Annotated in this window: 29 protein-coding genes; 11 read left to right on the forward strand and 18 right to left on the reverse strand. The window is 62.1% G+C overall.

All coding sequences use genetic code 11. The features are described 5' to 3' along the window. Positions 1–322 precede the first annotated feature (322 nt). Together OEJ37_RS21915 and OEJ37_RS21920 are read right to left on the reverse strand one after the other, a co-directional pair. Entirely contained in the window at positions 323–538 is a 216-nt protein-coding gene (locus tag OEJ37_RS21915; RefSeq protein ID WP_152855901.1) for a hypothetical protein, read from the reverse strand. Between the two features lie 609 nt (positions 539–1147). After that, positions 1148–1300 (reverse strand): hypothetical protein, encoded by a 153-nt coding sequence (locus tag OEJ37_RS21920; RefSeq protein ID WP_175917262.1) that lies wholly within the window; start codon positions 1298–1300, stop codon positions 1148–1150. 78 nt (positions 1301–1378) lie between these two features. Between OEJ37_RS21920 and OEJ37_RS21925 the strand changes: the two genes are divergently transcribed. The 7 genes from OEJ37_RS21925 to OEJ37_RS21955 all read left to right on the forward strand — a co-directional run bounded on the left by OEJ37_RS21925 (position 1379) and on the right by OEJ37_RS21955 (position 4545). Then, a complete protein-coding gene (locus tag OEJ37_RS21925) occupies positions 1379–1663 on the forward strand; it encodes a hypothetical protein (RefSeq protein WP_131948223.1) in 285 nt (94 codons plus the stop codon). Between the two features lie 284 nt (positions 1664–1947). Further along, positions 1948–2151 carry a cold-shock protein gene (locus tag OEJ37_RS21930; protein ID WP_047902004.1) on the forward strand — a complete coding sequence of 68 codons (204 nt, stop codon included), beginning with the start codon at positions 1948–1950 and terminating at the stop codon, positions 2149–2151. 725 nt (positions 2152–2876) lie between these two features. Further along, the gene (locus OEJ37_RS21935; RefSeq protein ID WP_174416970.1) at positions 2877–3161 is read left to right on the forward strand and encodes a hypothetical protein; all 285 of its coding nucleotides are present in this window, start codon (positions 2877–2879) and stop codon (positions 3159–3161) included. 47 nt (positions 3162–3208) lie between these two features. Continuing rightward, complete coding sequence (locus OEJ37_RS21940) at positions 3209–3418, forward strand: hypothetical protein (protein ID WP_174416840.1); 210 nt, start codon at positions 3209–3211, stop codon at positions 3416–3418. A gap of 35 nt (positions 3419–3453) precedes the next feature. Continuing rightward, a complete protein-coding gene (rpsU, locus tag OEJ37_RS21945) occupies positions 3454–3666 on the forward strand; it encodes a 30S ribosomal protein S21 (RefSeq protein WP_174416841.1) in 213 nt (70 codons plus the stop codon). A gap of 19 nt (positions 3667–3685) precedes the next feature. Next, positions 3686–3883, forward strand: a complete 198-nt coding sequence (locus OEJ37_RS21950; RefSeq protein WP_034181799.1) for a hypothetical protein — start codon at positions 3686–3688, stop codon at positions 3881–3883. A 482-nt stretch (positions 3884–4365) separates the two neighbouring features. Beyond that, positions 4366–4545, forward strand: coding sequence for a hypothetical protein (locus OEJ37_RS21955; RefSeq protein ID WP_174416843.1), 180 nt, complete (start codon positions 4366–4368; stop codon positions 4543–4545). 528 nt (positions 4546–5073) lie between these two features. On the opposite strand, the gene OEJ37_RS21960 is transcribed toward OEJ37_RS21955, so the two are convergent. From OEJ37_RS21960 to OEJ37_RS22015, 12 genes are all read right to left on the reverse strand, one after another. Then, positions 5074–5277, reverse strand: a complete 204-nt coding sequence (locus OEJ37_RS21960) for a hypothetical protein (protein WP_174416844.1) — start codon at positions 5275–5277, stop codon at positions 5074–5076. 246 nt (positions 5278–5523) lie between these two features. Then, positions 5524–6243 carry a Crp/Fnr family transcriptional regulator gene (locus tag OEJ37_RS21965; protein ID WP_175917261.1) on the reverse strand — a complete coding sequence of 240 codons (720 nt, stop codon included), beginning with the start codon at positions 6241–6243 and terminating at the stop codon, positions 5524–5526. A 65-nt stretch (positions 6244–6308) separates the two neighbouring features. After that, positions 6309–6530: a hypothetical protein gene (locus OEJ37_RS21970; protein ID WP_175917260.1), complete on the reverse strand. Its 222-nt coding sequence runs from the start codon at positions 6528–6530 to the stop codon at positions 6309–6311. 142 nt (positions 6531–6672) lie between these two features. After that, on the reverse strand, positions 6673–7248 hold the full coding sequence (locus tag OEJ37_RS21975; RefSeq protein ID WP_263345606.1) for a nitroreductase family protein: 576 nt from the start codon (positions 7246–7248) through the stop codon (positions 6673–6675). Beyond that, complete coding sequence (locus OEJ37_RS21980; RefSeq protein WP_263345608.1) at positions 7242–8270, reverse strand: SagB/ThcOx family dehydrogenase; 1029 nt, start codon at positions 8268–8270, stop codon at positions 7242–7244. Before OEJ37_RS21980 ends, OEJ37_RS21975 begins: the two co-directional genes overlap by 7 nt. Before the next feature lie 317 nt (positions 8271–8587). Next, positions 8588–8854 carry a DUF1488 domain-containing protein gene (locus tag OEJ37_RS21985; protein ID WP_034181437.1) on the reverse strand — a complete coding sequence of 89 codons (267 nt, stop codon included), beginning with the start codon at positions 8852–8854 and terminating at the stop codon, positions 8588–8590. Then, a complete protein-coding gene (locus tag OEJ37_RS21990; protein WP_174416848.1) occupies positions 8855–9040 on the reverse strand; it encodes a hypothetical protein in 186 nt (61 codons plus the stop codon). It abuts the gene before it with no gap. A 530-nt stretch (positions 9041–9570) separates the two neighbouring features. Next, positions 9571–9726, reverse strand: coding sequence for a hypothetical protein (locus OEJ37_RS21995; protein ID WP_174416849.1), 156 nt, complete (start codon positions 9724–9726; stop codon positions 9571–9573). A gap of 361 nt (positions 9727–10087) precedes the next feature. Next, positions 10088–11101 carry a hypothetical protein gene (locus OEJ37_RS22000; protein WP_175917258.1) on the reverse strand — a complete coding sequence of 338 codons (1014 nt, stop codon included), beginning with the start codon at positions 11099–11101 and terminating at the stop codon, positions 10088–10090. A gap of 114 nt (positions 11102–11215) precedes the next feature. Continuing rightward, positions 11216–12043: a hypothetical protein gene (locus OEJ37_RS22005; RefSeq protein WP_174416851.1), complete on the reverse strand. Its 828-nt coding sequence runs from the start codon at positions 12041–12043 to the stop codon at positions 11216–11218. A gap of 120 nt (positions 12044–12163) precedes the next feature. Continuing rightward, positions 12164–12751 carry a tetratricopeptide repeat protein gene (locus OEJ37_RS22010; RefSeq protein WP_263345612.1) on the reverse strand — a complete coding sequence of 196 codons (588 nt, stop codon included), beginning with the start codon at positions 12749–12751 and terminating at the stop codon, positions 12164–12166. 126 nt (positions 12752–12877) lie between these two features. Continuing rightward, a complete protein-coding gene (locus OEJ37_RS22015) occupies positions 12878–13051 on the reverse strand; it encodes a hypothetical protein (RefSeq protein WP_263345614.1) in 174 nt (57 codons plus the stop codon). 177 nt (positions 13052–13228) lie between these two features. Here OEJ37_RS22015 and OEJ37_RS22020 point away from each other — a divergent pair, with 177 nt between their 5' ends. Both OEJ37_RS22020 and OEJ37_RS22025 read left to right on the forward strand, forming a co-directional pair. Further along, entirely contained in the window at positions 13229–13840 is a 612-nt protein-coding gene (locus OEJ37_RS22020; protein ID WP_263345616.1) for a TetR/AcrR family transcriptional regulator, read from the forward strand. A 123-nt stretch (positions 13841–13963) separates the two neighbouring features. Further along, positions 13964–14914, forward strand: coding sequence for a universal stress protein (locus tag OEJ37_RS22025; protein WP_174416855.1), 951 nt, complete (start codon positions 13964–13966; stop codon positions 14912–14914). A gap of 11 nt (positions 14915–14925) precedes the next feature. Here OEJ37_RS22025 and OEJ37_RS22030 read toward each other — a convergent pair whose 3' ends face one another. Then, a complete protein-coding gene (locus OEJ37_RS22030; protein WP_263345619.1) occupies positions 14926–17217 on the reverse strand; it encodes a heavy metal translocating P-type ATPase in 2292 nt (763 codons plus the stop codon). A gap of 228 nt (positions 17218–17445) precedes the next feature. Between OEJ37_RS22030 and OEJ37_RS22035 the strand changes: the two genes are divergently transcribed. Then, entirely contained in the window at positions 17446–18063 is a 618-nt protein-coding gene (locus OEJ37_RS22035; protein ID WP_263345621.1) for a hypothetical protein, read from the forward strand. A 108-nt stretch (positions 18064–18171) separates the two neighbouring features. On the opposite strand, the gene OEJ37_RS22040 is transcribed toward OEJ37_RS22035, so the two are convergent. After that, complete coding sequence (locus tag OEJ37_RS22040; protein WP_411859278.1) at positions 18172–19128, reverse strand: cation diffusion facilitator family transporter; 957 nt, start codon at positions 19126–19128, stop codon at positions 18172–18174. A gap of 315 nt (positions 19129–19443) precedes the next feature. On the opposite strand from OEJ37_RS22040, the gene OEJ37_RS22045 reads away from it, so the two are divergent. Further along, entirely contained in the window at positions 19444–19827 is a 384-nt protein-coding gene (locus tag OEJ37_RS22045; protein ID WP_263345623.1) for a hypothetical protein, read from the forward strand. A 114-nt stretch (positions 19828–19941) separates the two neighbouring features. On the opposite strand, the gene OEJ37_RS22050 is transcribed toward OEJ37_RS22045, so the two are convergent. Together OEJ37_RS22050 and OEJ37_RS22055 are read right to left on the reverse strand one after the other, a co-directional pair. Next, positions 19942–21321, reverse strand: coding sequence for an ATP-binding protein (locus tag OEJ37_RS22050; RefSeq protein WP_263345797.1), 1380 nt, complete (start codon positions 21319–21321; stop codon positions 19942–19944). 5 nt (positions 21322–21326) lie between these two features. Further along, positions 21327–21992: a winged helix-turn-helix domain-containing protein gene (locus tag OEJ37_RS22055; RefSeq protein WP_263345625.1), complete on the reverse strand. Its 666-nt coding sequence runs from the start codon at positions 21990–21992 to the stop codon at positions 21327–21329. Positions 21993–22001 lie beyond the last annotated feature (9 nt).

Consider the following 22001-nt stretch of genomic DNA (forward strand, 5'->3'; position numbering starts at 1 on the left):
TTGCCGTGGCGACCATTCTGCTGCTGTGGCACGTCAAGAAGCTCCAGGAACCGGTGATCGTCACCGCTGCGGCGCTCGTCGGGCTGATGGCCTACCCGTTGCTCCATCATTGATTCGAAGGCGCGATTCGCGCTTTCGAATCGACGAGCCGGCCTGCCGCTCCTGCCCGTCGACCGTCGAGCCGAACCCGTTCTCGCCAGCAGGCCGGGCACGAAGCGCTCGCAGCGCGAACGCTACGGCTTCGCTCTCTGTCGAAACCGGCCTCTTGCCCATTGCGGTTCGATCCCGGCGGCGCACGCTTCGGACGAAGTGTCCGCCGCCTTCAACCGAATTGGGCGGTCAGCCATCCTTCGGCCCATTTCGTCGCGTATGCGACCGCGTCGTCACGCGCATCGAAGCCGGCCAGATCGCCGCTGGCATGTACTTCCCGCTCACCGCCGTCCAAAAGAGTCGTGGTGATCCTCACATGCGCGATGTACTCTCCGTCCGCCCTGCGGGGTGTCGGATCGATTCGGAACCGTGTCGAATTGAAGAGCATGGGCTCCTCCCTGTTGGGTTACCGCGAGCCAGGCTGTCGCGGGAGCAGCGCGAGAAAGCGCCGGACGTCGACAAGTGCGATCGCCCGGCCGCCTCCTGGCAGGATTCACGACTCGCCATCCCGCTTTTGCGGCGTGGCGCACAACCCGATTCGAACATCAGGAACGCATCCGCATCGACCTCGCGGCGATGGTCGCGGATAGACCGGCGAATGAAATGCCGCCCGCAGGCAGAGATGGAAGCCCGTTGCTCCGGAATACTTCCGAAGCCACGCTCAAGCGACGGGACGAGAGGGGAGCGTCATCGCTATTCAATGGTGCCCGGACGATCGGCCACGGTGAGCAGCCCGATCGCATTCAGAGAGACACGCAGCGCAATGCGCAAGAATCGGTCATGGGTCATCCGATCGTTTGATGCTACGCCGTTCCACAATTTTGTATAGCGAAATTTCGGGTGAACTCCTGTCGCCGGAGCGTGCCTTCGTACTGTTGCGAGGTGTGAGTCACGGCGGCAGCGCGTATAGTGGGGCTAGCTGCACCACCGGCTCCGGATAACAGTTTCGGCACTGACGACGCAGCTCACGCATGGGAGCCGATGCTCACGACTCGCATCATCGAGCATCGATGAATTCGAAGCACGCCGTGCCTGGCTTGCACGAGCCGCGGATATCGATACTGGTGCTGCATTCGACGATGTCCTGCGCATCGAGCAGCGTCGACACATAGGCGAGAAGCACGTCACCAACGGTCTTTTGCGTCCACATCGAACACCCTGCTCGAAGGAGAGCGTCGACACGAGCTGGACCGGCTAACGTAAGCCCCTGGAACAAACAGCGCCACCCATGAAAATCGACCGCAGTTCCATTCCCCACTACCTCGTCCTTCGTGCCGGCTGGCCACCCTATGTGCTGAATGCGGACCGCCTGGTGCTCCGCCGCGAAGCGAGCCCGCTGTTGCGAGCGTTCGCGCGAACTCGCGGAAGCTTTGCACATGTCGATGACGTCGCGTGGAACATCTTCTCCGATGCAGAGGGCCTTTCAGTAATCGAGCGTCGGGAAACAGGGTTTTTCACGTTGATCACCGGAACCGAGACCGAGCATCAGCTGCATTTGCTGGCAACCCTCTGACATTGCTACAGGGACAGCGTACGGCCATCGTCGAACAAGGGCCGTGCCCGGGGATTTTTACGGAATGCTGATTTTTCCGGGCAGCCACTTGTTCTGCCCCTCGGCCGAAAGCGCTTGACACCTTCGTTGCCGAGGCGTACTGTCGGTCGCTGAAGTATTCAAGAAGCGTGATTGCTGCCCATCATTAACCGCGACCTGCGGTATTCGTTGTCCTCTCCCTCCTTGATTATTTTTCCCGCACCCATTCAGGGCGCATACGCACGTCCATTTTCAGGAGATCTAATATGGATACCGGTACCGTCAAGTGGTTCAACGACAGCAAGGGCTTCGGCTTCATCACGCCCGACGCAGGCGGAGACGATTTGTTCGCGCACTTCTCGGAAATTCGCGGCGACGGCTTCAAGACGCTCGCCGAAGGCCAGAAAGTCAGCTACGAAACGAAGAGCGGCCCCAAAGGCCTGCAGGCGTCGAACATTACCGCCCTGTAGTCCCCGCAAGCCGTCAGCCCGTTCACGGAGCGGCACGTAACTGCCGCTTCCGGCGCATACGCACCTCCATCGCGGACGCCACGCGTCTCGATGCATGCTCGACCGGATCACCGGTTTCGCATCCGATCGTCGAGCATGCGCGTATGCAGATGCCCAGCCGCCCCTCGCAGCACGCGTGTCCAGCCGCGTGTGCGTGATCGGACGAGTCCCGCGCAGCGGATCGCTCAAGCCGCGCAGCAGGAGAACCCGCATGACCAGAAGTCAACCTCGCAGTAACAAGGCGCCTCCGCGTGCCAAGCCTGCCATGACCCTGCCCAAGCTCGGCACGGCATTGAACTGGGTGCCGCCCAAGGCTCCCGCTGTCACGAAGTCGCGCCCGAAGAAGCGCCCGCCTGCTCAGTAATAGCGGATCGAGCCAGCCGCTGCGTGACAAAGCGGCAAAGAGGCGGCCACCGCTGCCGTGCAGCGCGATCCCGGCGCGATGGGTCGAAACGCGCGATCCGGAATAAGTTGAACGCCCAACAAACGATGCGCGTATGATGGGTTCATTCGGGCGATCATTTGCCGTCTGACTGCTCACCCCTCCATCTACCCTCTTGCTGCATCGCCCCTCCTCCGCGCTGCAACGTTGTCCCTTTCACCCCACCGGCACGCCCTGCAACGGCGATACTGGCCGGATGTGTTCGCCCATGCAATTCGTGGTGGCCGAACGCCAGGAGTTTGCCATGAGCATGCATGTCTACCGTGGATTCGAGATTTATCCACTGATTTACCCCCACGTACCGGCGCCGGATGGTTGTCCGCATAACTACGATGCCGGTTTCGACGCAGCAGTCAAGATTTGCCTTCGCGGCACCACCGACACGCTGACGCAAAGCCAGACGTTCAGATTGCACGACAAATCCCCGTTTGACAGCGCCGGTGACGCACGTCGCGCTTCGCTGCGCTACGCCGAGACCATGATCGACGACAACCGCGAGAAGCAGGGCTTCTTTTCCGGCGCGCTCTGACGCGACTCGTCAATACGACGCAATCTGTCGGCGATTTGGAGGACAAAATGATCATCGACGAACTACTCGGCCTGATCAGACGACATGAGGTCACCCGGACCGATGCCGTCCTGCCCGCCGGAATCGCCGACTCGGCACAAAGCCACCAGCAAGAACTGCAAATGTTCGTGGCGGTACGCGCACTATCGATCGGAGCCGGATATTCGGAATTCGAGTCCGACGAGATAGCGAGCGCCGTCATGACACGACTCGGTTAGTTTTTTCCGTTCCAACGCTCCCAAACAGGATCTACATGACAACAGTCACACTCAAGGTCAACGAACCGATCGACGTCGCACTGCGGCGATTCCGGCGCAGCATCGAGAAAACCGGGCTGATTCGGGAGTTGCGCAGTCGCACCAGCTACGAAAAACCCACGACGGAACGCAAGCGGAAAAAGGCCAGCGCCGTTTCCAGGCAGCGCCTGCAGGCGAAGCGGATGTTGCCGCCCCGCAAAATGTACTAGGGAGCACATCGTGTACAAGATGCCGGGCGACGAGCCGCCGTTCTTCCCGCTGACGAAATGCGAAGTCGATTTCGATCAGCAGAAAGACATGGTGACGCTGCTGCCGAGCTTCTATGCCTTCGGATGCGAGTACACCAGCCGCGGTTTTCTGATCGGGCGGGACGATGCGTTCAAACTGATTGCCGCGATCGAGAAAGCGCTCAGCATCCAGGGATGAGCCGACGCTCGCGCGCTCGCGAGCATCGACAACCAGAAGATGGACTATGCGCGTCCGGACCAAGTACGTAGATTTGCTCTATTTCCTCGTTGTCCTGCAACTCGTCACTCAACGGCAGAGTCGCGAGTGGCTGTCGCCGTTTCAACTCGTCGAATCGCTGCAAGGATGGCTTATCGTCCATCGCGCGAAATGCGAGTGGCGCGATCGTGTGTGGATCGGCCATGCGTCGCTTCAGATAGCGAAGTCGGTCCGCCCGGTCGACAACGCCGCATTTTCAGGACCGCTTCCTGATGTAACGAAAGACTCGACGCCCCCGCCACGAGACGCGCTCGCGGGCCGATCGAGTCTACGGATGAAGTGCATTCGCTACCTCAGGGAGCAGGTCTGATCGCGGCCGCACTCGCACGAGCGGCCATGCGTTCTCAACGGTACGAATCCGCCGCGACTGGCCAGCAACCCGCTCACCTCGCCCCGAGGGACACATGAAATACCAGGAAAGCACGGCAATCGATCGACGCGATCAGGCAACCCGGCAACAGCAGCGTGACGACCTCGCCCGAGCCGACATCGAACGGGCCGACAAGCGTACGCAAGACGACGCCCGCATCGACTCCAATGCGAGCAAGTGGCGCTACTTCCGTCCCGACCATCAGGTGAAGTAAATGACGCGACACTGCTCCCGGCGCAGGCGGCGGTTGACGTTCGCGCCTCGCGTCGTCGTGCGCGCGTCGCGCAGGCTGCACCGCAGACGTTCCGGCATCACGCACACCGGCGCAGGCGGTTCGAGAACTCGGCGCTGGCCTTGAGCCGGCACTGCTCCGCGCAACGACACCGCTCGGGCGACCGTGCAGGAAATGACTCGTGCGATGCGGGTGAGCGCTTGCCGCGTCGTCTTCGACCACTGCCGTGCTCGAGGGCAGGCGCAGTTTCATTGCTGCTCGCCGAATGGTCGCCAATCTCGATGCCGCCGGCATGAACGTGACGTTCGAGCCAGCCGCCCGGCGTGCCGAATTCATATTTGCGTAGCGTTTCCGCGCTTCGGCCCGGTACAGCGCCGCGACACGCGCTTCTGCGTAGCCATGCCGCTGACGCGCCAAAGTAAAAAGCCGGCGTTTGGCCGGCTTCGATTTCCGCCTTGCTGGGACGGCTCCCCGTTCTGTTTGAGATCGAGGAGATGTGCTACGCCTATGTCAATGGTTCGACAGAAAACCCATGCCCAGACGTTTCCTTGCATCGGAAATACGTTGCTTGGGTGTGACGGCTTTCCACGAAAGGGTATGGCGTCTTTTCCAGTCAGGACGAACGACGGGCATTCCATCGTCGGTCGCGCGTGCGTCCGCCTGTTCCTGTTGCCCGTCCTGCGAATTCTTTTCTCGTTTAGGGTAATCGTTCATCAACAGGCTCCGTCAAGAAACCGCGTTTAGTCATGGATTGGCTCGCGCCGCCCGAGTCGAGATAAAACGGCCCAAGCGATACGGATCGCAACGGCCCACTTCCGTCACGGCGTACTCCTTCCATGAGGTCTGCGGCCGATCTGCAATCTGTGCGTCACGTCGAACTATGCGCGTGCGGGCTTCGGCAGTCGGTACGCTGTCGTACGGACCGATGGCACGGACAGGTGCGCGGCCTCGGTGCCGGTTCTAAAGGCGCTTCAAATCAGGGAGCAAGCGGTCGAATTCTCGCCTGACCACGCCGTAGCATTCGCACACACGCTTTTCGAGCCCGGAGCGATCCAATACCTCGATGTGCCCGTAGTTGTACCGGATCAATCCGGCATCCTGAAGTTTCAGCGCAGCTTCCGTCACGCCCGATCGTCGAACACCGAGCATGTTGGCGATCAACTCCTGCGTCATTTTCAGTTCGCTCGATGGCAGCCGGTCAAGACTGAGCAGCAGCCAGCGGCACAGTTGCTGATCGATCGAGTGATGTCGATTGCATACGGCGGTCTGCGCCATCTGCGTGATGAGCGCCTGCGTGTAGCGCAGCAAGAGCCGCTGCATCGAACCGCCTCGACGAAACTCGTCCTTCAGGATGCGTGCATCGAGTCGGTAAGCGTGTCCGGCGCTTTGGACGATCGCGCGGCTCGGGGTTGTTTCGCCCCCCATGAACAGCGCGATGCCGATCAACCCGTCGTTGCCGACGATGGCAATTTCGGCTGACGAGCCGTCCTCCATCACGTACAACAGCGAGACGATGGATGTGGTCGGAAAATAGACATGACTGAGCGCGCCACCCGACTCGTACAGCACCTTTCCCAACGGCATGTCGACCAGCACGAGCTGCGGCGAAATATGCGCGAGACCTTCTGGCGGCAAGGCTGCGAGCAGATGATTGTCAATCGGAGAGGGCAGCGCCGACATAGGTCGCTCCTGCAGTGATTGCGGCCCCTACCCAACGCGAATCGACGCCACGAAACGTCATCGACTCAAGGCTCGAACTCGCGAAGCAGACGTTGCGCGAGGATCTTGGCGTCTTCGAGCGCGAGAGCGTACTGCTCCCGATCGGAATCGGTCTGGTAGGGCGGATCATCGTTCGGCCCCTCATTGGTGCGGCGCAGATACACATAGCCTCGGTACACACCACGCGCGGATTCCATCACACGAATGCGTGCGAAGTGTGTTTCGGTAGTGAATGTGAAATCGTCCATGATGACTTCCGCGTGTGTTCAATCATCCTAGCACTCTGGGTGAAATTGAACGGATGCGGTCGAAGCCGCGCAGCTCACGTGGAAGCCGGCAGGACGATCCTTGCGGATATCCCCTCGCCGGGGTCGACGTGCGAGCTGTCCGTCACGGCTGAACCTCGTACGGCGGAAATGCCGACAGACGTGGATCGTCCACCGCGCCGCCGACGGTGAAGTGATAGAGGGATTGCCAGACATGATCCTTCGTGCCGAGCAATGCGTGCATTTCATCATCGAAAAAGCAGCCGATCCCCGTTGCGCGCACGCCGGCGGCTTCTGCTTCGAGATAGAGCGCCTGGCCAAGCATGCCGCATTCCCAGAACAGATGGCGATAACGCCATGGTTGCTTCAACGCGATTTCGAATCTCGCGATCATCCCGAGCGCGAAGCAGGAATCGGCGCCGATATCCTGGTGGCAGCAGATCAGCCTTGCCGCCGCGCGCAAGTCGTAAGGCAGTAGAAGATAGAGCGGCAGGTCGGCCGGCCCGGTCTTTTGCCACAGCCATTCCGGACGCAGGGATCGCTTCAGGTCCGGCAGTGCGCCCGGGTTTCTTGCGAGCATATAGAGGCCCGGCTCCAGGCCGTCGACACGATGCACCATGAGCGCCGCATGCACCGCCTCAGGAGACGTCAGCGCATTCCACGGCGGCGTGCCGGGATGTGCCAGCAGGCATGTCAGCATGCCGAAAAAGCCGCGTCGCCGATGCGCGTCGTGCCATCGAAATCCACGGCGCTGCGACGCTGTCTGGCGATTCGGGCGAAGCCGAGATCGAGGGCTGGCGTCGCCGGCGCCGAGCGCGGCTCCTGGTTCGGCGACAGTGGTTCGCGAGTACGGGTCTTGTGCGTGGCGCGATGAATCGAATCGATGTCCGGCCAGGTCACATGTCCCGAACTCAGCTGATTGGCGTGTCCGTGCCACTGTGCGCTGTCCAGAGCGATCCGCATGCGCTCGAGATCGGGTCGCGTGTCGGGGTTGCCGATCCAGAGCAAAAGGTCCGGCGCCTCCGTTTCGGCTTCCGTGAAATCTTCGCGGCGGTCCACCCCAAGCAAGCCGGCCACTGCATCATCCGCAGCCGTCTCCATCAACCGTGCCTGCCAGCCGAGCGCAGCGGCTGCGTAACTCATCGCCGCGATGACATGGCCGCAATCCTGTTGGCAGTAGCGCCAGGCGCGCATCCCATATTTCCATGCTTCGCGCCAATGGATCGAGCTTATGCCGACCAGCACACCACTTCCCGAAAACGCGTCGGTCCATTGCGGCGCGTCCACCGCGGCACGATGTTCGAGTGCATGATCCCGGCTCAGGTAGTGGTAGACGCCTGCCGACAAGCCGGGCAGGGCCGGACACAGAAGATAGCCCTCGGTCGGATGCAGATTTCCGCTCGAAGGGTTGCAGCGCAATGCCCACCGCTCGGCGCCATAGGATTTCCACCCCGACAAGCCGAGCGAGAGTTCGAACAGGATTGCCAGACTGGACAGATCGAATCGGCGCGCAGGCGGCAGGTCGCCGCAACGCAACGCGTTGTAACGTGTGGCCAGCGTGTCCGCGGCTAACGGCAGATCAACGCGCGGTGCGCCGTGAAACACCCGGAACGGGTCCGGCTGGGTGGTCCAGTCGAGCCTCCCGGGGCCGGGAGCGTAGAAGTCGAGACGGTGCTTGCTGCGTTCGTGATAATCCAGCAGCGCATGCCTTAACCGATCCATGTCCATCTCAGACCCGGAATACCCGCACGCGCACTGTACAAAACCGGATGACCCGACGCTTGAGCGCGGCCATCATCACGTCGCGGAATTCGGTGCGCGCCTTCCTTCAACGTCGAACTCGCCGAGGTGCGAATGCTTGTTTTCCGCGAGGGCTTCAGTATGCGAGCGCCAGGAAACAGCGGCGGCCTCGCCTGACCGAGCCGACCGGGCGCTCCGCCCGAACGATTGGCGGCCCCGATGCTCGCAGACGACTACTCACGGCCCGTGCGGGTCAAAAGGAACGCGCCCGCCGGGTGCATGCGCAAACCGGCCCCCTCTCACGAGATCATGTACCTGTTCTGGGGACCGCCCTTGTAAAGGTCTCTGGCGAGCCCCAGAATCCGGTCGCGGTTGCGGTCGAAGGCCGCAAGCAACGCGGGCTCGCTGGAATCCATGTCGGAGTTCAGTTTCGCCAGCATCGCATCGTCGACCAGGAAGGTAATCTCGCGAGCATTGTCGTAGCCCCAGAAGCACACACAGTGTCTGGACATGTCGTAGGTGCGGCTGGGGTTGGGAAAGTTGAGTGCCGCGTCGATTTTTCCCATCTAACCCTCCTGGCAGATATATCGCCACTTGCTCGCGTTGACATCGAGGCGGGCGTCATTTTCGCGCCGCTTCTCGGCGCGCTCGATGTCCGCGCGCTTCAGTGCCAGGGCGCGAGACTTTTGCGCGTCGACGTAATCGTTTTGCCTGACGGACGTGGCGGACTTTCCTTCGGTTTGCTTGGGCATGCCGGTTCCCGAAAAATGAATTACAAATGTCAGGACCGTCGCGGTGACCGAATGTCGTCGTCTGCCCACCGGAGGCACGAACGACTACCCGCGGGCTTGCCGCCGACGGCCTCTCTTGCGCACTGAACTGCCGGATCGGGCCTCGCGGGGAGGCCAGGTTGACGCGCGACGTTCGCAGCTACGACGTTCGCGCGCGGGGTCGTTGTGGTGAGCGTTCTGCGGAGCCGTGCGGACAGGGGAAAGCGTAAGGAGTCGAAACAAGACCGCCGGTAGCGCACATCGAACCTCATGAGAATGCGCCCTATATCACGGCCATGCAAGCGCTATCTCGCGCCAGGGCCATGAACGGCACGATTTCCTCCAGGCCACACTACTGTCATCAAATCGGACTCGGCGGCGGCCGGCCGGCGCTTTTCCCGGCCCCGCGGCCCAAGCAACGCGCGGCGTGCGCGGCGGCTTGTTCGGCGTCGCGCACGACCGTCGTCACTGCCGTGGAGAGCGGGATCGGCACCGCATCGTCGACCACGCCGTCAGTGCTTGTGGTGCATCCAGCTCATGTGATGTGCATCAAGCCACTGAACCATCCCTTCGCCCTTGTGGTCGCGCAGGTAACGTAGCGCCAGCATGACCACGATGGCGAGCACGACCGCCAGGCCAACTACAAAGCTAATCATCGACTGAGTCATGGCAGCCTCCTTGACAGGTCGCGACCATCTTTACATTGTAGGTGATGCACTCGCGGAAACCAGCGTCCGGCTCGGCTTCTGTCCCTAAGAAAAACGAATCAGCGTCCCCCCCGGGCCGGCGGTCGATGGAGGCGGGCGGCTTCGCTTCGGTTCCGGCCGATTTTCTGGTTCGCCGGACAAAAAGGGGCCGGCGTTCGGCGGGCATCTGCCGTACGCGAAAACGAAATACCGCCGGCAAGCCGGAGGTAAAAGATGCGTCCGTCCACGGATGACGTGGCGCACCTGAGGCACTCGATTCGGCGAGCGACGGTCATTCAGCAGTCAATGACCCGCGAGACGCTGCTGCGCCGGAGGCACCCGCTCAGTTCTGCGTGAGCGGATTCAGCGTCGTGCACAGGAAGCCCGTGCAATTCGCCGGCTTGAAATAGAACGACGCCATCACCGGGGTCGTCGTGCCGAACGCGAGATCGCCCAGATACGCGGAGCCCTGCGCGCCGAAATCGTTCGACTGCTGGACGAAGCCGGCGCCGGTCGCCTGGATCGCGGCCGACTGGTACGCGAAGGTCGGCGACTGCGTCTGGTCCTTCACGTAGACCGACGAAATCGTGCTGCCGAACAGCATCCCGCCTTTCGCGCGATAACCCTTCGCGCCTTCGCTGTTGGCCTGCGCGATAAAGTCGCTGACGCTCGACGTCGGCACCAGTGCATCGTACGTGTAGGTCGCGTTCGACGCATTGTTCTTCATGTACACGTTCGCCTGCACCGATCCGACCATCATCGGGCCCACGAACCAGTAGCCCGACTGGCCCTGGCCGTTCGCCTGCGTGAGGAACGCGTTCGTGTCGGCCGGCAAGCCCGTCGTCGTATACGTGTAGGTAGCCGACGAGCCGCCGTCCTTGCGATAGAGATAGCCGTACGTGAGCGGCCCTTCGAAGCGGTATCCGCTCGCGCCTTGCGTGTTGGCCTGGCTGACGAAGCCCGTCATGTCGGCCGGCGTCGATTGCAGCTGGTACGTGTACGCCTGCACGGTGCCGTCGCTCACGAAGATCGAGCGCGAACCGCCGTTGGACGCGTTGTAGAAATAGTCGCCCAGATAACGATAGCCCTTCGCGCCTTCGCTGTTGAGCAGCGTCAGGAAACTCGCCTGATCCGCCGCGGTCGGCTGGGCGTCGTAGCGCAGCGTCAGCATGCTGCCGCCCGAACCGCCGCTGCCACCGCTTCCCGTACCGCCGGAACCCGTGCCGCCAGTGCCGCCGCTTCCGCCGTTATTGCTCGTGCCCGATCCGGCGCCGGACGATGCGGGCGAGGAATTGTCGTCGCCGCCGCAAGCGGTCAGCGCCAGACAGGTCAATGCGATCAATGCAACGGCTTTCATCGGAGTCACCTCGAAACGGAAAGGACGAACGAATCCGGTACGCGCGGACAGCACCGCGCGCATGGACGGTCATGTACGGAAATCGGCCGGCGGCACACCGCCGGCCCGGGAACGTCAGTTGACCTGGAGCTGGCCGCCGCGGCCGAGGCCGCCCTTGACGTCCTGCGCCTTGTAGCTGCGCAGTGCGACGACCATCTTGTTGTACGCATCGATGAATGCGACGACGGTCGCCTTGCCTTCCGGCGTCGACGAGAAGCCGGCCAGCGCGCCGCCCACGCCGCCGCCGAAACCGCCCAGCGCCGCGCCGTAGTTGGTCGCCGTCGAGCTGCCTTCCGACGCCGCGATCTGCACGGCCGAGCGCACGTCGAACAGCGTCAGCGTGACGACCGATGCCTTCGCCTGCAGGTGGCCGGCCACCGCCGCGATCGCGCCGTTGCCGATCAGTCCGCCGATCATGCTGCCGATGCCGCCGATCGGCGAATCGTTGATGACGATCTGCGGTTCCATGTAGTAATCGGCCGCGACACGCTGGCCCTTCTGCTGCTTCGAGCCCGCGCGGTATTCGCCGGAGCCGCGCTGCAACTGCGTGATGCGCGACAGGCGCGCGTCGCTCTTCTGGTTGCCGATCGACGTGATCACGAAGCAGTTCGACTGCTGGACTGCCAGGCGCAGCAGCGGGTCGATCGTCGTCATCTTGGTCGCGCTGCCGAACGGGCCCCACCAGTCGGCGTTGCGGCCGTCGTCGACGGCGATCGTGCCGAGCGGCGACGTGCAGCGCTGCAGCCCCGAATCGGCGCCTGCGCTCGTGCCGCCTGCCGCGGCACCTGTCACGCCGGCGTTCTGGCCGCCGGGCGTCACCACGCCGCCGCAACCCGCGACGGACGTGCAAAGCGCTGCAACCAGCGCACCTTGGGTGAGGCGATGGGAAAGGATGGTCTTCATGTCGTTATCGTTCGATAGAGTCGTTATTCGGCTTACGTGTCCGTACGAACGTCGATAAGCCCCCCGGCGTGGCGCGCGATGGTGGTCTCCCCGCTGCCGCCCCCGTTGCTTCCGGCCCGGTCAGTAGTACCAGTGCGTCTGATTCCAGACGCCGTAGTACGGATAGCCCGAGTACCAGTAGCCGTAATAGACGTCACGCCATTGCGTGCGCCATTTCCAGTCTTCTTCGTCTTCCTTTTTCGCTTTCCGCGCGAGCTCGAGCAGCTTCTTCGACTCTCTGTCGCCGCGGCCGGCCGCGATCGACAGCCACTTGTCCGCTTCGCGCGGATCGGAGCCCATTTCCTCGAGGCCGAACAGGTAGAAGCCGCCGAGCGCCTTCTGCGCCTGCAGGTCGCCGCGCTCGGCTGCGTCGCGCATCCACTTGAGTGCCTGGTAGCTGTCCTGGCGCACGCCGTCGCCGCGGAAATAACGCAGGCCGAGGTCGTAGGCGGCCTTCGGCTGGGCTTTCGCGGCCTGCTTCAACGCGACGATGCGAGGGTCTTCGCGATCTTCCGCATCGTCCTTCTTTTGGTAGGAGACCTGATCTTTTGGACGATAGGAACAACCAGTGTCGTCGCAAATCCGCACCGTGTTGCTCGTCACTGACGGATCCTGCGCGCACGCGGCCAACAGCAACAGCAGCCCCGATGCGAGTAAACGGCGGTACATTGATGTTTTCCTCAAGTTTTATTTGCGCCGACTGCTTCGCGCGATCCCGCCCCGCGAGCGTGCACCGGTTTGCGCGCGGCGCGGCGAATACCATCCGCCAGTGCCGGCACATATGCCAAGGCTCTCTCAGGTTCTCTTTTCGTCTTGCATTACCACTGCACCGTCAGAAGCCGGCGAGGCGCACAGGGCGCCGCTCCGGCATTCTTTCAACTCCGCCACGATGCCCGCTGCGGCACCGTCGAGCGGTGAATCGACGGCCGGCGTTCCTGTTTTTTCAAAGCACGCATCATCGACCGTCATTTTCTAGTTTCAAATGATACATATCGGTCTATATCATAGTCAAGACAACTTGCGAACGCGTATCAAGGGCAGGCCCGCCAAGTCCGGGAGGTCGGTGGCGAGACCAGATGTGACCGAGCGGTACGATGCTAGAATGTTCGATCTACGCAGTCGGAAGAATCAAGGAGGGAACCGTTCGTGCGAGCCAGCAAACGCCAGTTGGTGGTAGACAAAGCTACCGAACTGTTCTCGAAGCACGGTTTTCATCCGGTCGGCGTCGACTGGATCATCGACGATTCTCGCGTCGCCCGAATGACGCTGTATCGGCATTTTCCGAGCAAGGACGAACTGATCCGGGAAGTGCTGGTCCAGCGTTACGACCTGATCGTAGGCAGTATCGACGCCCAACTGCAGCACGTCACCAATCCGGTCGAGCGGGTCAAGACGATTTTCGACTGGTACGAAGCGTGGTTCAATACGCCGGCATTCGCCGGTTGCCTGTTCGAGCGCGCATTGGCCGAATTCGGAACGGCGTATGCGCCCATCTCGGATGTCGCGATCCGCTATCGCCGCAAGATGGTCGAATGGATCGCCGAGCTGCTCGCGGATCTCGTTTCGCCCGAAACGGCACAACGGCTGGCGGCCGTTTATATGATGCTGCTGGACGGTGCGACAGTAGAAGCGAGAGCGTTCAACGATTCGGCGTCCGCAGGGCGGGCGTGGCAAGCCGCAAAAGCGCTTCTGGAACAGGAAATACGTGCCGACACCGAGCACGCGAAACACGCGGACGCCCATACGCAACGCGCGTGATCCGAGTGGGGCCGGAACGTCGCCGGCTAATTCCCGAAAACTTGATGGCGATCAAGCTGCCACAAGCCGCACACGCAAAAAATTACCGCGTGCAATACCTTGGTTTGCCACCGGGAGACACTCATGGGCACCAGCACTTCAACCTTCCAGGCAGGGGCTCCTCTCCAAAGGGTGCTGATCGCAATCGACGGCTCCGTTGCATCCGACCGTGCAGTCGCCTATGCACGACACATCGTTCCATCGAATGCGTCGGTACACATCGTGAGTATTGCGGAAAATCCGCGAACGCTCGTTCCGCTCGGATCGCAGGCCACGTCATTTCTCGAAGCCGCGCGCAACGAGTTGCTTAAAGACGCATCCGACTCCGTGTCACGCGCCAAAAACGAAATGCAGCGCGACGATATCGACATCGACACCGAAGTAATCGACCTGTCCAAGCATGGCGGCGATATCGTGCGTGCGCTGATCGAGAGCACGGAAGTTCGCCAGGCCGAACTTCTGATCGTCGGTGCACATCAGCACCATGGCTTGCGCAGATGGATTGAAGGAACGGTTTCGGGTCCGCTGGCCAGACTTGTTCGTTGCCCGCTGCTTATCGTTCCGGAAAGTTTCGTCTCGACTGCCAAGCATCTGCCGCAGCGGATCCTGTTTGCCGTTGACGGAAGTCCCCTGGCGCTCCACGCATTGCGAGCCGGATTGCAGTTCTCGAGACCTGACACCGAGTTACGCGCGATCTACGTACAGGATCGCGCCGTATCGCTGGGCGACTTCGTACCTGTCGAGACAATAGAGGGCGCATTGATCAACGAAGGAAATCAGGCGCTGCAAGAAGCCACGGCCATGCTCGATGGCGTAACCGTGCACTCACAGTCACAACTGCTTCAAACGGATCGAACCGGCGCGGACGTTTCCCAGGTAATCGTGCGCGACGCCATCGAATGGAATGCGGACATGATCGTCATGGGCACCCATGGGCGGCGAGGCGTCGCGGGCTGGGTTGTCGGTAGCGTTGCCGGCCGCGTCGCGCGGATCACGAAGACGCCTGTCCTTCTCGTGAATGCGCCTCGTGCGTGACGCGTTTTTTGTCACGCATCCGTTCCGACCGCGTGGAACAGTTCCTCCTCCTGAGCACAATGCAGGCGCACGATTGCTTCCAGCCCGTACAGCAAGCGTTGTACTGCCTGCATCTGCATCGCGTCCGGTCCGTCATCCGACATGTCCGCGACCATCTGCCTGAGCGACCGGACCATCTTGAAAATCTCCCGGTGCGCGCTGCTCATCGCCGCGAGCGGGTCCTCGCCACCGAGAAGTGGCGCGAGACGCGGGTAGACGTCGAGGTCGTCGGATTGTTCGTGAGGCAGGAGCCGTTCGTCCAGCGAGTCGATTACATGAGCGAGTTCGTTCGCCATGATTGCGCCGGATAGCTTCGGTATGCGATCTGCCAGATCCCTGATCTGATCCATCAGCGGCGCCAATGCCGAATGCTCGCTCTTGAGTTTTTCGACGTCGATGTCGGCGCGGCGAGCCTCCGTCAACATCGGGCGCGCAAGTGACGCCCGTAACGCATTGATGATGACGACGACGTCGATGACCTCCTGAATCACCGCACCGGCGATCGGCTGCAGGAATCCCAACGCAGCAATCGTCATGGCGGCGACAGACAACGACATGCCAATCACCACGCTCTGCAGCGCAATCCGGCGCGACTGCCGGGCGATACGCATCGCGTCCACGAGTCGATCCAGCCGATCCACCAGCAGTACCACGTCGGCCGCTTCCGACGACGCCGCCGCCCCGCGCGCACCCATCGCAATACCGACGTCGGCCGCCGCCAGCGCTGGCGCGTCATTCACGCCGTCGCCCACCATGATCACTACGCCCTCCTTGCGAGCTGCCCGAATTGCGGCAAGCTTGTCCGTTGGCGTTTGCTCGGCGCGGACATCGGTTACGCCCAACAGTTCGCCAACGGTTTCCGCAATGTCCCGCCGGTCGCCGGTCAGCATGATGAGACGCTTGACGCCCTCGCGTTTCAGCAGCCGCAATGCCCTCGGCGTTTCCAGCCGCACCTGGTCGGCCATTTGAATTGCGCCGATCATCGCGCCATCGACCCCGACGAATACAGCGGCCCCGCCCTGGCTGCCGACCCGCCGAAGGAAGGCGTCGCTCCAGGGCACAACGGCCGAACGGGCGGATACGTACTCGAACTTGCCGATTGCGACGGTCCGATGGTCGACCTGGCCCGTCACGCCTTCGCCGGCCGTTTCGTTGACGGCCGACGGCGGAGAAAGGTCGACGTGGCGTTCGCGCGCCGCGACCGTCAACGCATCCGAGATGACATGCCCTGAAGCTTGCGCCAAGGATGCCGCGAAACGCAGCACATCGTGCGTTTCGACATCCGGGCCGCACTCGATCGAAACGATGCGCGCCCGGCCTCCCGTCAGCGTCCCTGTCTTGTCGAAGAAGAGAATCGTCGCTTGCGCAAGACGTTCCAGCGCGCCTCCGCCTTTGACCAGAACGCCTCGCTTCGAACAGCGCGACATGCCGGAAACGATTGCTACCGGCACCGCGAGGATTAACGGACATGGCGTGGCTACGACGAGCACGGCAAGCGCGCGCGCAACCTCGCCTGTCACCAGCCAGGAGATACCCGCGATCAGCAGCGAAACCAGCACGAAGAATGCCGCATAGCGATCCGCAAGACGGACGGCCGGACTGCGCTCGCGTTGCGCACTCTCGACCATCCGGACAATGCCGGCGAATGTACTGTCGCCGACCGTCGCGCGGGCGACCATTTCAAACGGAGCGCCGGCGTTTACCACGCCGCTGCATGCGAGCTCCCCGGAGCCTCGCCGCTGGGTCGACGACTCGCCCGTCAGCATGGATTCGTCCAGTTCCGCGTTGTCGGTCAGCGTGCCGTCGACCGGCACGAATTCGCCGCTTCGCACGAGCAGCCGGTCGCCGGGGCGGATGGTTTCCAGCGCGACAGAACGCCATTCACCATTCTCGAATCGGATTGCCCGCCGGGGCGCACGGCTGAGCAGCGCGGTCATCTCGCGTTGCGCGCGATCTTGCGCATACTGTTCGAGGGTACGTCCGCTGGCCAGCATCAATGCAATGACGGCGGCAGTGAGCGTCTCGTCGAGCGCCATCGCCAGCCCGATCGCCAGCCACGCGAGAACATCGATGCCGGCCTGCCGCTTCAAGACGGCCTTTGCGATGGATACGGTCAACGCGAGCAAGACCGGCAACGTTCCGAGCAACCAGACGACTCGCGCGAGTGAAGGCAGGCCGAACGCAACGCACATGCCTCCTCCGGCGAGCGTAACGGCCGCAAAGACCAGCAACATGAAATCGATAGACCACGGAATTCGAGACATGACGATATTTCAGATCCCCGTGCATGGACGTGTTCGGTGAACCCGAATCCGGTCGCGGAAGGCGTTGCATCAGTCTAGGAAACGCCTCCGTCCGACGCTTGACCTGGGTCAGGACGACGCGCCTCCGGCGAAATGCGGGCACGCCGCGTTGCTTGACGTGAGTCAAGCCGTCGACTCCTTTCGTCAGCAAAATGGAATCGTGATGCCGGATGGCCTGGAGTCGATATCGTGCTAACGCTGGCCGTGCTGTTCCTGGTGATTCTTCTGCTGAATCTCATACCGGCGTTCGCCCCTCCGACCTGGATGGCGATGTCGTGGGTCGGGTTCAATCTGCCTGCCGGAAATCCGTTGATCTTTGCTGTCGTCGCGGCTGGTGCAGCGACAACGGGGCGCGTCATTCTGGCTACCTTCGCGAGGTCGCTCGTCCGGTCCCGCTGGATACGGGAATCGGATCGCGAGAATATCGACATCGCCACACACTGGCTGCGGAAACACAAGACGCTGACCGCCAGCGCATTCTTTTTCTATGCGTTGAGCCCGCTTCCATCGAACTATCTCTTCATCGCGTATGGGCTCTCAGGGTTGCCGCTCAAAATCATTGCTGCGGCGTTCTTCATCGGCCGCACGATGACCTATGCGATCTGGGCGCTCCTCGGCCGCTTTGCGTCGACCCAGCTAGATGTGGAATCTCAGCTCGAAGGCGCTTACCTCGGCGGATACTTCGTCGTCACGCAACTGGTATTGCTCGGCTTGGTCTTCGCGTTGATGAAGCTCAATTGGCGTGCACTCGTCAACGAACGTCGATTGACGTTTCGACGCGGTCGTCGTCCGGGCAACCCGGGGTGATATGAGCGGGCGCGCCGGGAGCGTGTGGCGGGCAAACGCGCAACCAAGCTGCACCGATCCACCGCCGAGGCAGCATTCCGAACGAACGTGCCGGCAGCCCCTTCTTGTCTATGCACCCCGCATTTCCGACGCGATTTCGGTGACGCTTTCCCGCTTGCGGGGATCAACGTGCGTCATCACGTTCAGAACACGATGATGTCTCATCACGCGAGCACGCGCGTCGACAGCGATGTCATGCCCTTGAGCAACGGTGAGATCGGCGTCGATGTCGAGATGCACGTCGACGAGGATCAGATCGCCCGTCTTTCGCGTGCGCAGGTCGTGCGCGTCGAGCACGCCCGGTGTCGTACGTAGCGTCGCGAGGATCGCCTGCACATCTTTGGCGTCGGCCGATCGATCCATCAAGTCGTGCAGTGCGTCCCAACCGAAAGTAACGCCCATTTTCACGATCATCCCGCCGACGATCAGCGCGGCAATGGGATCAAGGAGCGGGTAACCGAGCAAATTGCCGACGATGCCGAACGCGACCACCAGAGAGGACGCGGCATCCGAGCGCGCATGCCATGCGTTGGCGACCAACATGCTCGATTTCACCCGCGTTGCAACCGCAAGCATGTAACGGAACAAGCTTTCCTTCGCGATAAGCGCAATAACCGCGACCCATAGAGCAACCGCGTGGACGCGCTGGATTGCTTCCGGATGTTCCAGTTTCTGTATCGCGGACCAGAGCATCCCGCCACCGACCAGTAGCAGGATCAATGCAAGTGCAAGCGATGCGCCGGTCTCGAAGCGCTGATGTCCGTACGGATGCTTTGCGTCAACGGGCTTCCTGCAATGGTGACTGGCCACCAGGACGACGAAATCCGCGAGCAAATCGGACAATGAATGAATACCGTCTGCAACGAGCCCTTGCGATCGAGACAGGACGCCTATCGCCACCTGTCCGATGCTAAGCACGAGATTCACCGCGACGCTCACCCAGGTGCTTCGAGTGGCTGCCACGGCCGCCGCTGGCGTCGCTTCCGCAACGATCTCCGGGAATTCATCGCTGTTTTTTGATGTCACGATCCGTGTCACATTCCAAGGATTGAGCGAACCGGATCGGCGCGTGCTTACCGGTCATGGCATGTCAGCAAGTCGAGAACACGGGGCAAGGACGCATGCTGTTCTGGCGCAAACGTTCACAGCGTAATTTCGTCGAACGCCATTAGCGCACGAGCAGCATGCATCATCGACGGTTCGGCGCACATTTGACCACAACGTGATCCCCGGCATGCGTTCGATAGTATTGACGGTCACTCGCTGGCACTTGATCTGAAACAAAGGATCTCCCGCCCTTCTCTATACGGTTGAATACACGAAAATGGTTTGGAGACTTCCATGTCCAGAACGAATATGTTCACCGTTGCTTGCCTGCTCGGCGTTGCAGTCGCGATGACGTCCAGTTTTGCCGATGCCCAGCCACGTCAGCCCGCTCGCAGTACGGCAAGTGAGGCAGGAGGCATGATTTACGGCAGCCAGCTGATGACGCCGGCCGAACGGAATGAATACCGTACTCGTATGCTCGCGGCGGCGTCGGACGCCGAGCGCGAAAAAATACGTGACGAACACCACGCCGAAATGCAGAAGCGAGCAAAAGCACGTGGCATCAAGCTCCCGGACGTTCCCCCCCATATGAAAGGCATGCATCGGGGGCAAGGCATGGGCATGGGCTACATGCACGGCCAACCTGGCGGTCCCGGAACCGGCGCGGCCAGCCAATGATCACATGGTTCGGCGCGTCCGGTGCCGAACGCGCCGATACTGCTGCTCTGGCCGCTCCCAAGATCTCCGGCAACGCGTAGAACTCGTCCTGCCTGGCTGGACCTACACGATCGGCTAACCTGGTGCCGTATCGATTTCGTCAGCATCCGGCCATGAAACGATCACACGTAGTCCGCCAAGCGTGGGCGATCGATCGATCTGGATGTCTGCATCATGCGCCGATGCGATTCTCCGCACGATCGACCATCCAAGGCCGCTCCCACTCGGCCGGGTTCCCGCCGGCCGAAAGAACCGTTCACCCAGTCTGCGCAGGTCGACGTCGCCAATGCCCGGGCCGCCATCTTCGACCCGTAGCGTGGTGCGCCGCTGTTGTCGGTACACCGAAACGACAATATGCGCCCGCGGCGGGCTATAGCGAATCGCGTTGTCGACCAGATTGCGCACCATCGACGCGAGCAATGCTTCGTTGCCGCCGACGATACACGGCGATGGCGCATTGAGTTCCAGTTTCTGCTGTTTCCCGATCGACAGTGGCGCTGCCTCCGCGACCACCCGCTTCGCCAGGACCGAAACATCGACCGGCGCCCGATCCGCCAGTGCGCCCGCATCGAGACGCGAAAGCAACAAGAGTTGATCCACCAGACGTGCCGCTCGATCACACCCTTCGAGAACGCCCCGCAGTGCATGCTGCCGCCGCTCGTCGTTTCGCTCTGCCATTGCAACCTGCGCCTGTGCCTTGACGGCCGCAATCGGCGTGCGCAACTCGTGAGCCGCATCGGCAGTGAATCGGCGTTCCGCGTCCAGTACGGTACGAATCCGTTCGAACAGGCGGTTCAGTGCATCCAGCATCGGCCGCATCTCCAGCGGCGTCCGATCCAGTTGAATCGTGTCAAGCGCCTGCGGATTTCGTTTCGCCAGTGCTCGGCCAAAATCACGCAGCGGCGCCGTGCCGCGGCGTACCGCCCAGCCGATGGCCAGCACCAGCAACGGCAAGGCAGCCGCCATCGGCCACAATGCACTTCGCATGACGGCGCCCAGGATCGCTTTGCGTGAATCGATTCGTTCGCCCACGAACACCTGAACATCGTCGCGCAATCCGCGCACCACAAAGACCCGCCACGCAGCCCCGTCGATCACGACGGTCCAGAATCCGGAAGCGCGATCGCGCCCGATCAGTTCGGAAGCCACCATCGGCATCGACGGCGCATTCTCGGAGTGCAGGCCGAGCCGCCCGTCATGGAACACCTGAAATGCCACGCGGGGCCCGTACGGATGAAGGATCGGCGCGTCAATCGCATTGTCGTCGTCATCCGGCCCTCGCGCCTGTTGCGCGACGAGCAGTGCCGCCGCCTGCGCGAGGTGGCCGTCGAGCAACTGGTCAATCTCGCGCCGAGCATCAAGCCAGGTCAGCATCAGCGTCGATAGCCAGACGCCGAGGACCACGGCCGGCACGAGCGTCAGCAGCCGGCCATGCAACGAGCGCGCGGGCAGCATGGCTTTCATTCGCCGTCCCGCATCAGCATGTAACCCACGCCACGCACGGTCCGGATCAGCTCGCTGCCGAGCTTGGTACGCAGACGATGTATGTGCACCTCGACGGCGTTGCTCTCCACCTCCTGCCCCCAGCTGTACAGATACTGCTCGATCTGCTCGCGCGACAGGACCCGACCGGCATTCAGCATCAGGATATGCAGCAGGTCGAACTCGCGCGTCGACAGCGCAACGGCGACGCCGGCGCGGCGCGCAGTTCGCGACGCGGGCTCCAGTTCGACGTCCTGCGCCTGGAGCCGCTCCGTCGGTCTGCCATGGGAGCGCCGAACCAGCGCTCTCAGGCGCGCACCGAGCTCGTATAAGTCTACGGGCTTGATCACGTAGTCGTCGGCCCCCACATCGAGCGCCTTGATGCGGTCGGGCACGGCATCGCGCGCAGTAAGAATCAGGATCGGTAAGGCAATACCGTCGCTACGAATGCGTTGCAAGACATCCATGCCATCCGCGAGCGGCAAACCGAGATCAAGAACCGCTGCGGCATGAACATGCGCGCGCAGCTCGCGCTGAGCCGCGTCGCCATCGCGCACCCAGTCGACCTGGAACCCTTGCTGGCGCAATCCGGCGCGGATTCCATCGCCGAGCAGGACGTCGTCTTCCACGAGCAGGATACGCACGATGATGCA

Origin of the sequence: Burkholderia sp. BKH01 (genome assembly GCF_025685725.1) — a bacterium.
Classification (GTDB): domain Bacteria; phylum Pseudomonadota; class Gammaproteobacteria; order Burkholderiales; family Burkholderiaceae; genus Burkholderia; species Burkholderia pyrrocinia_C.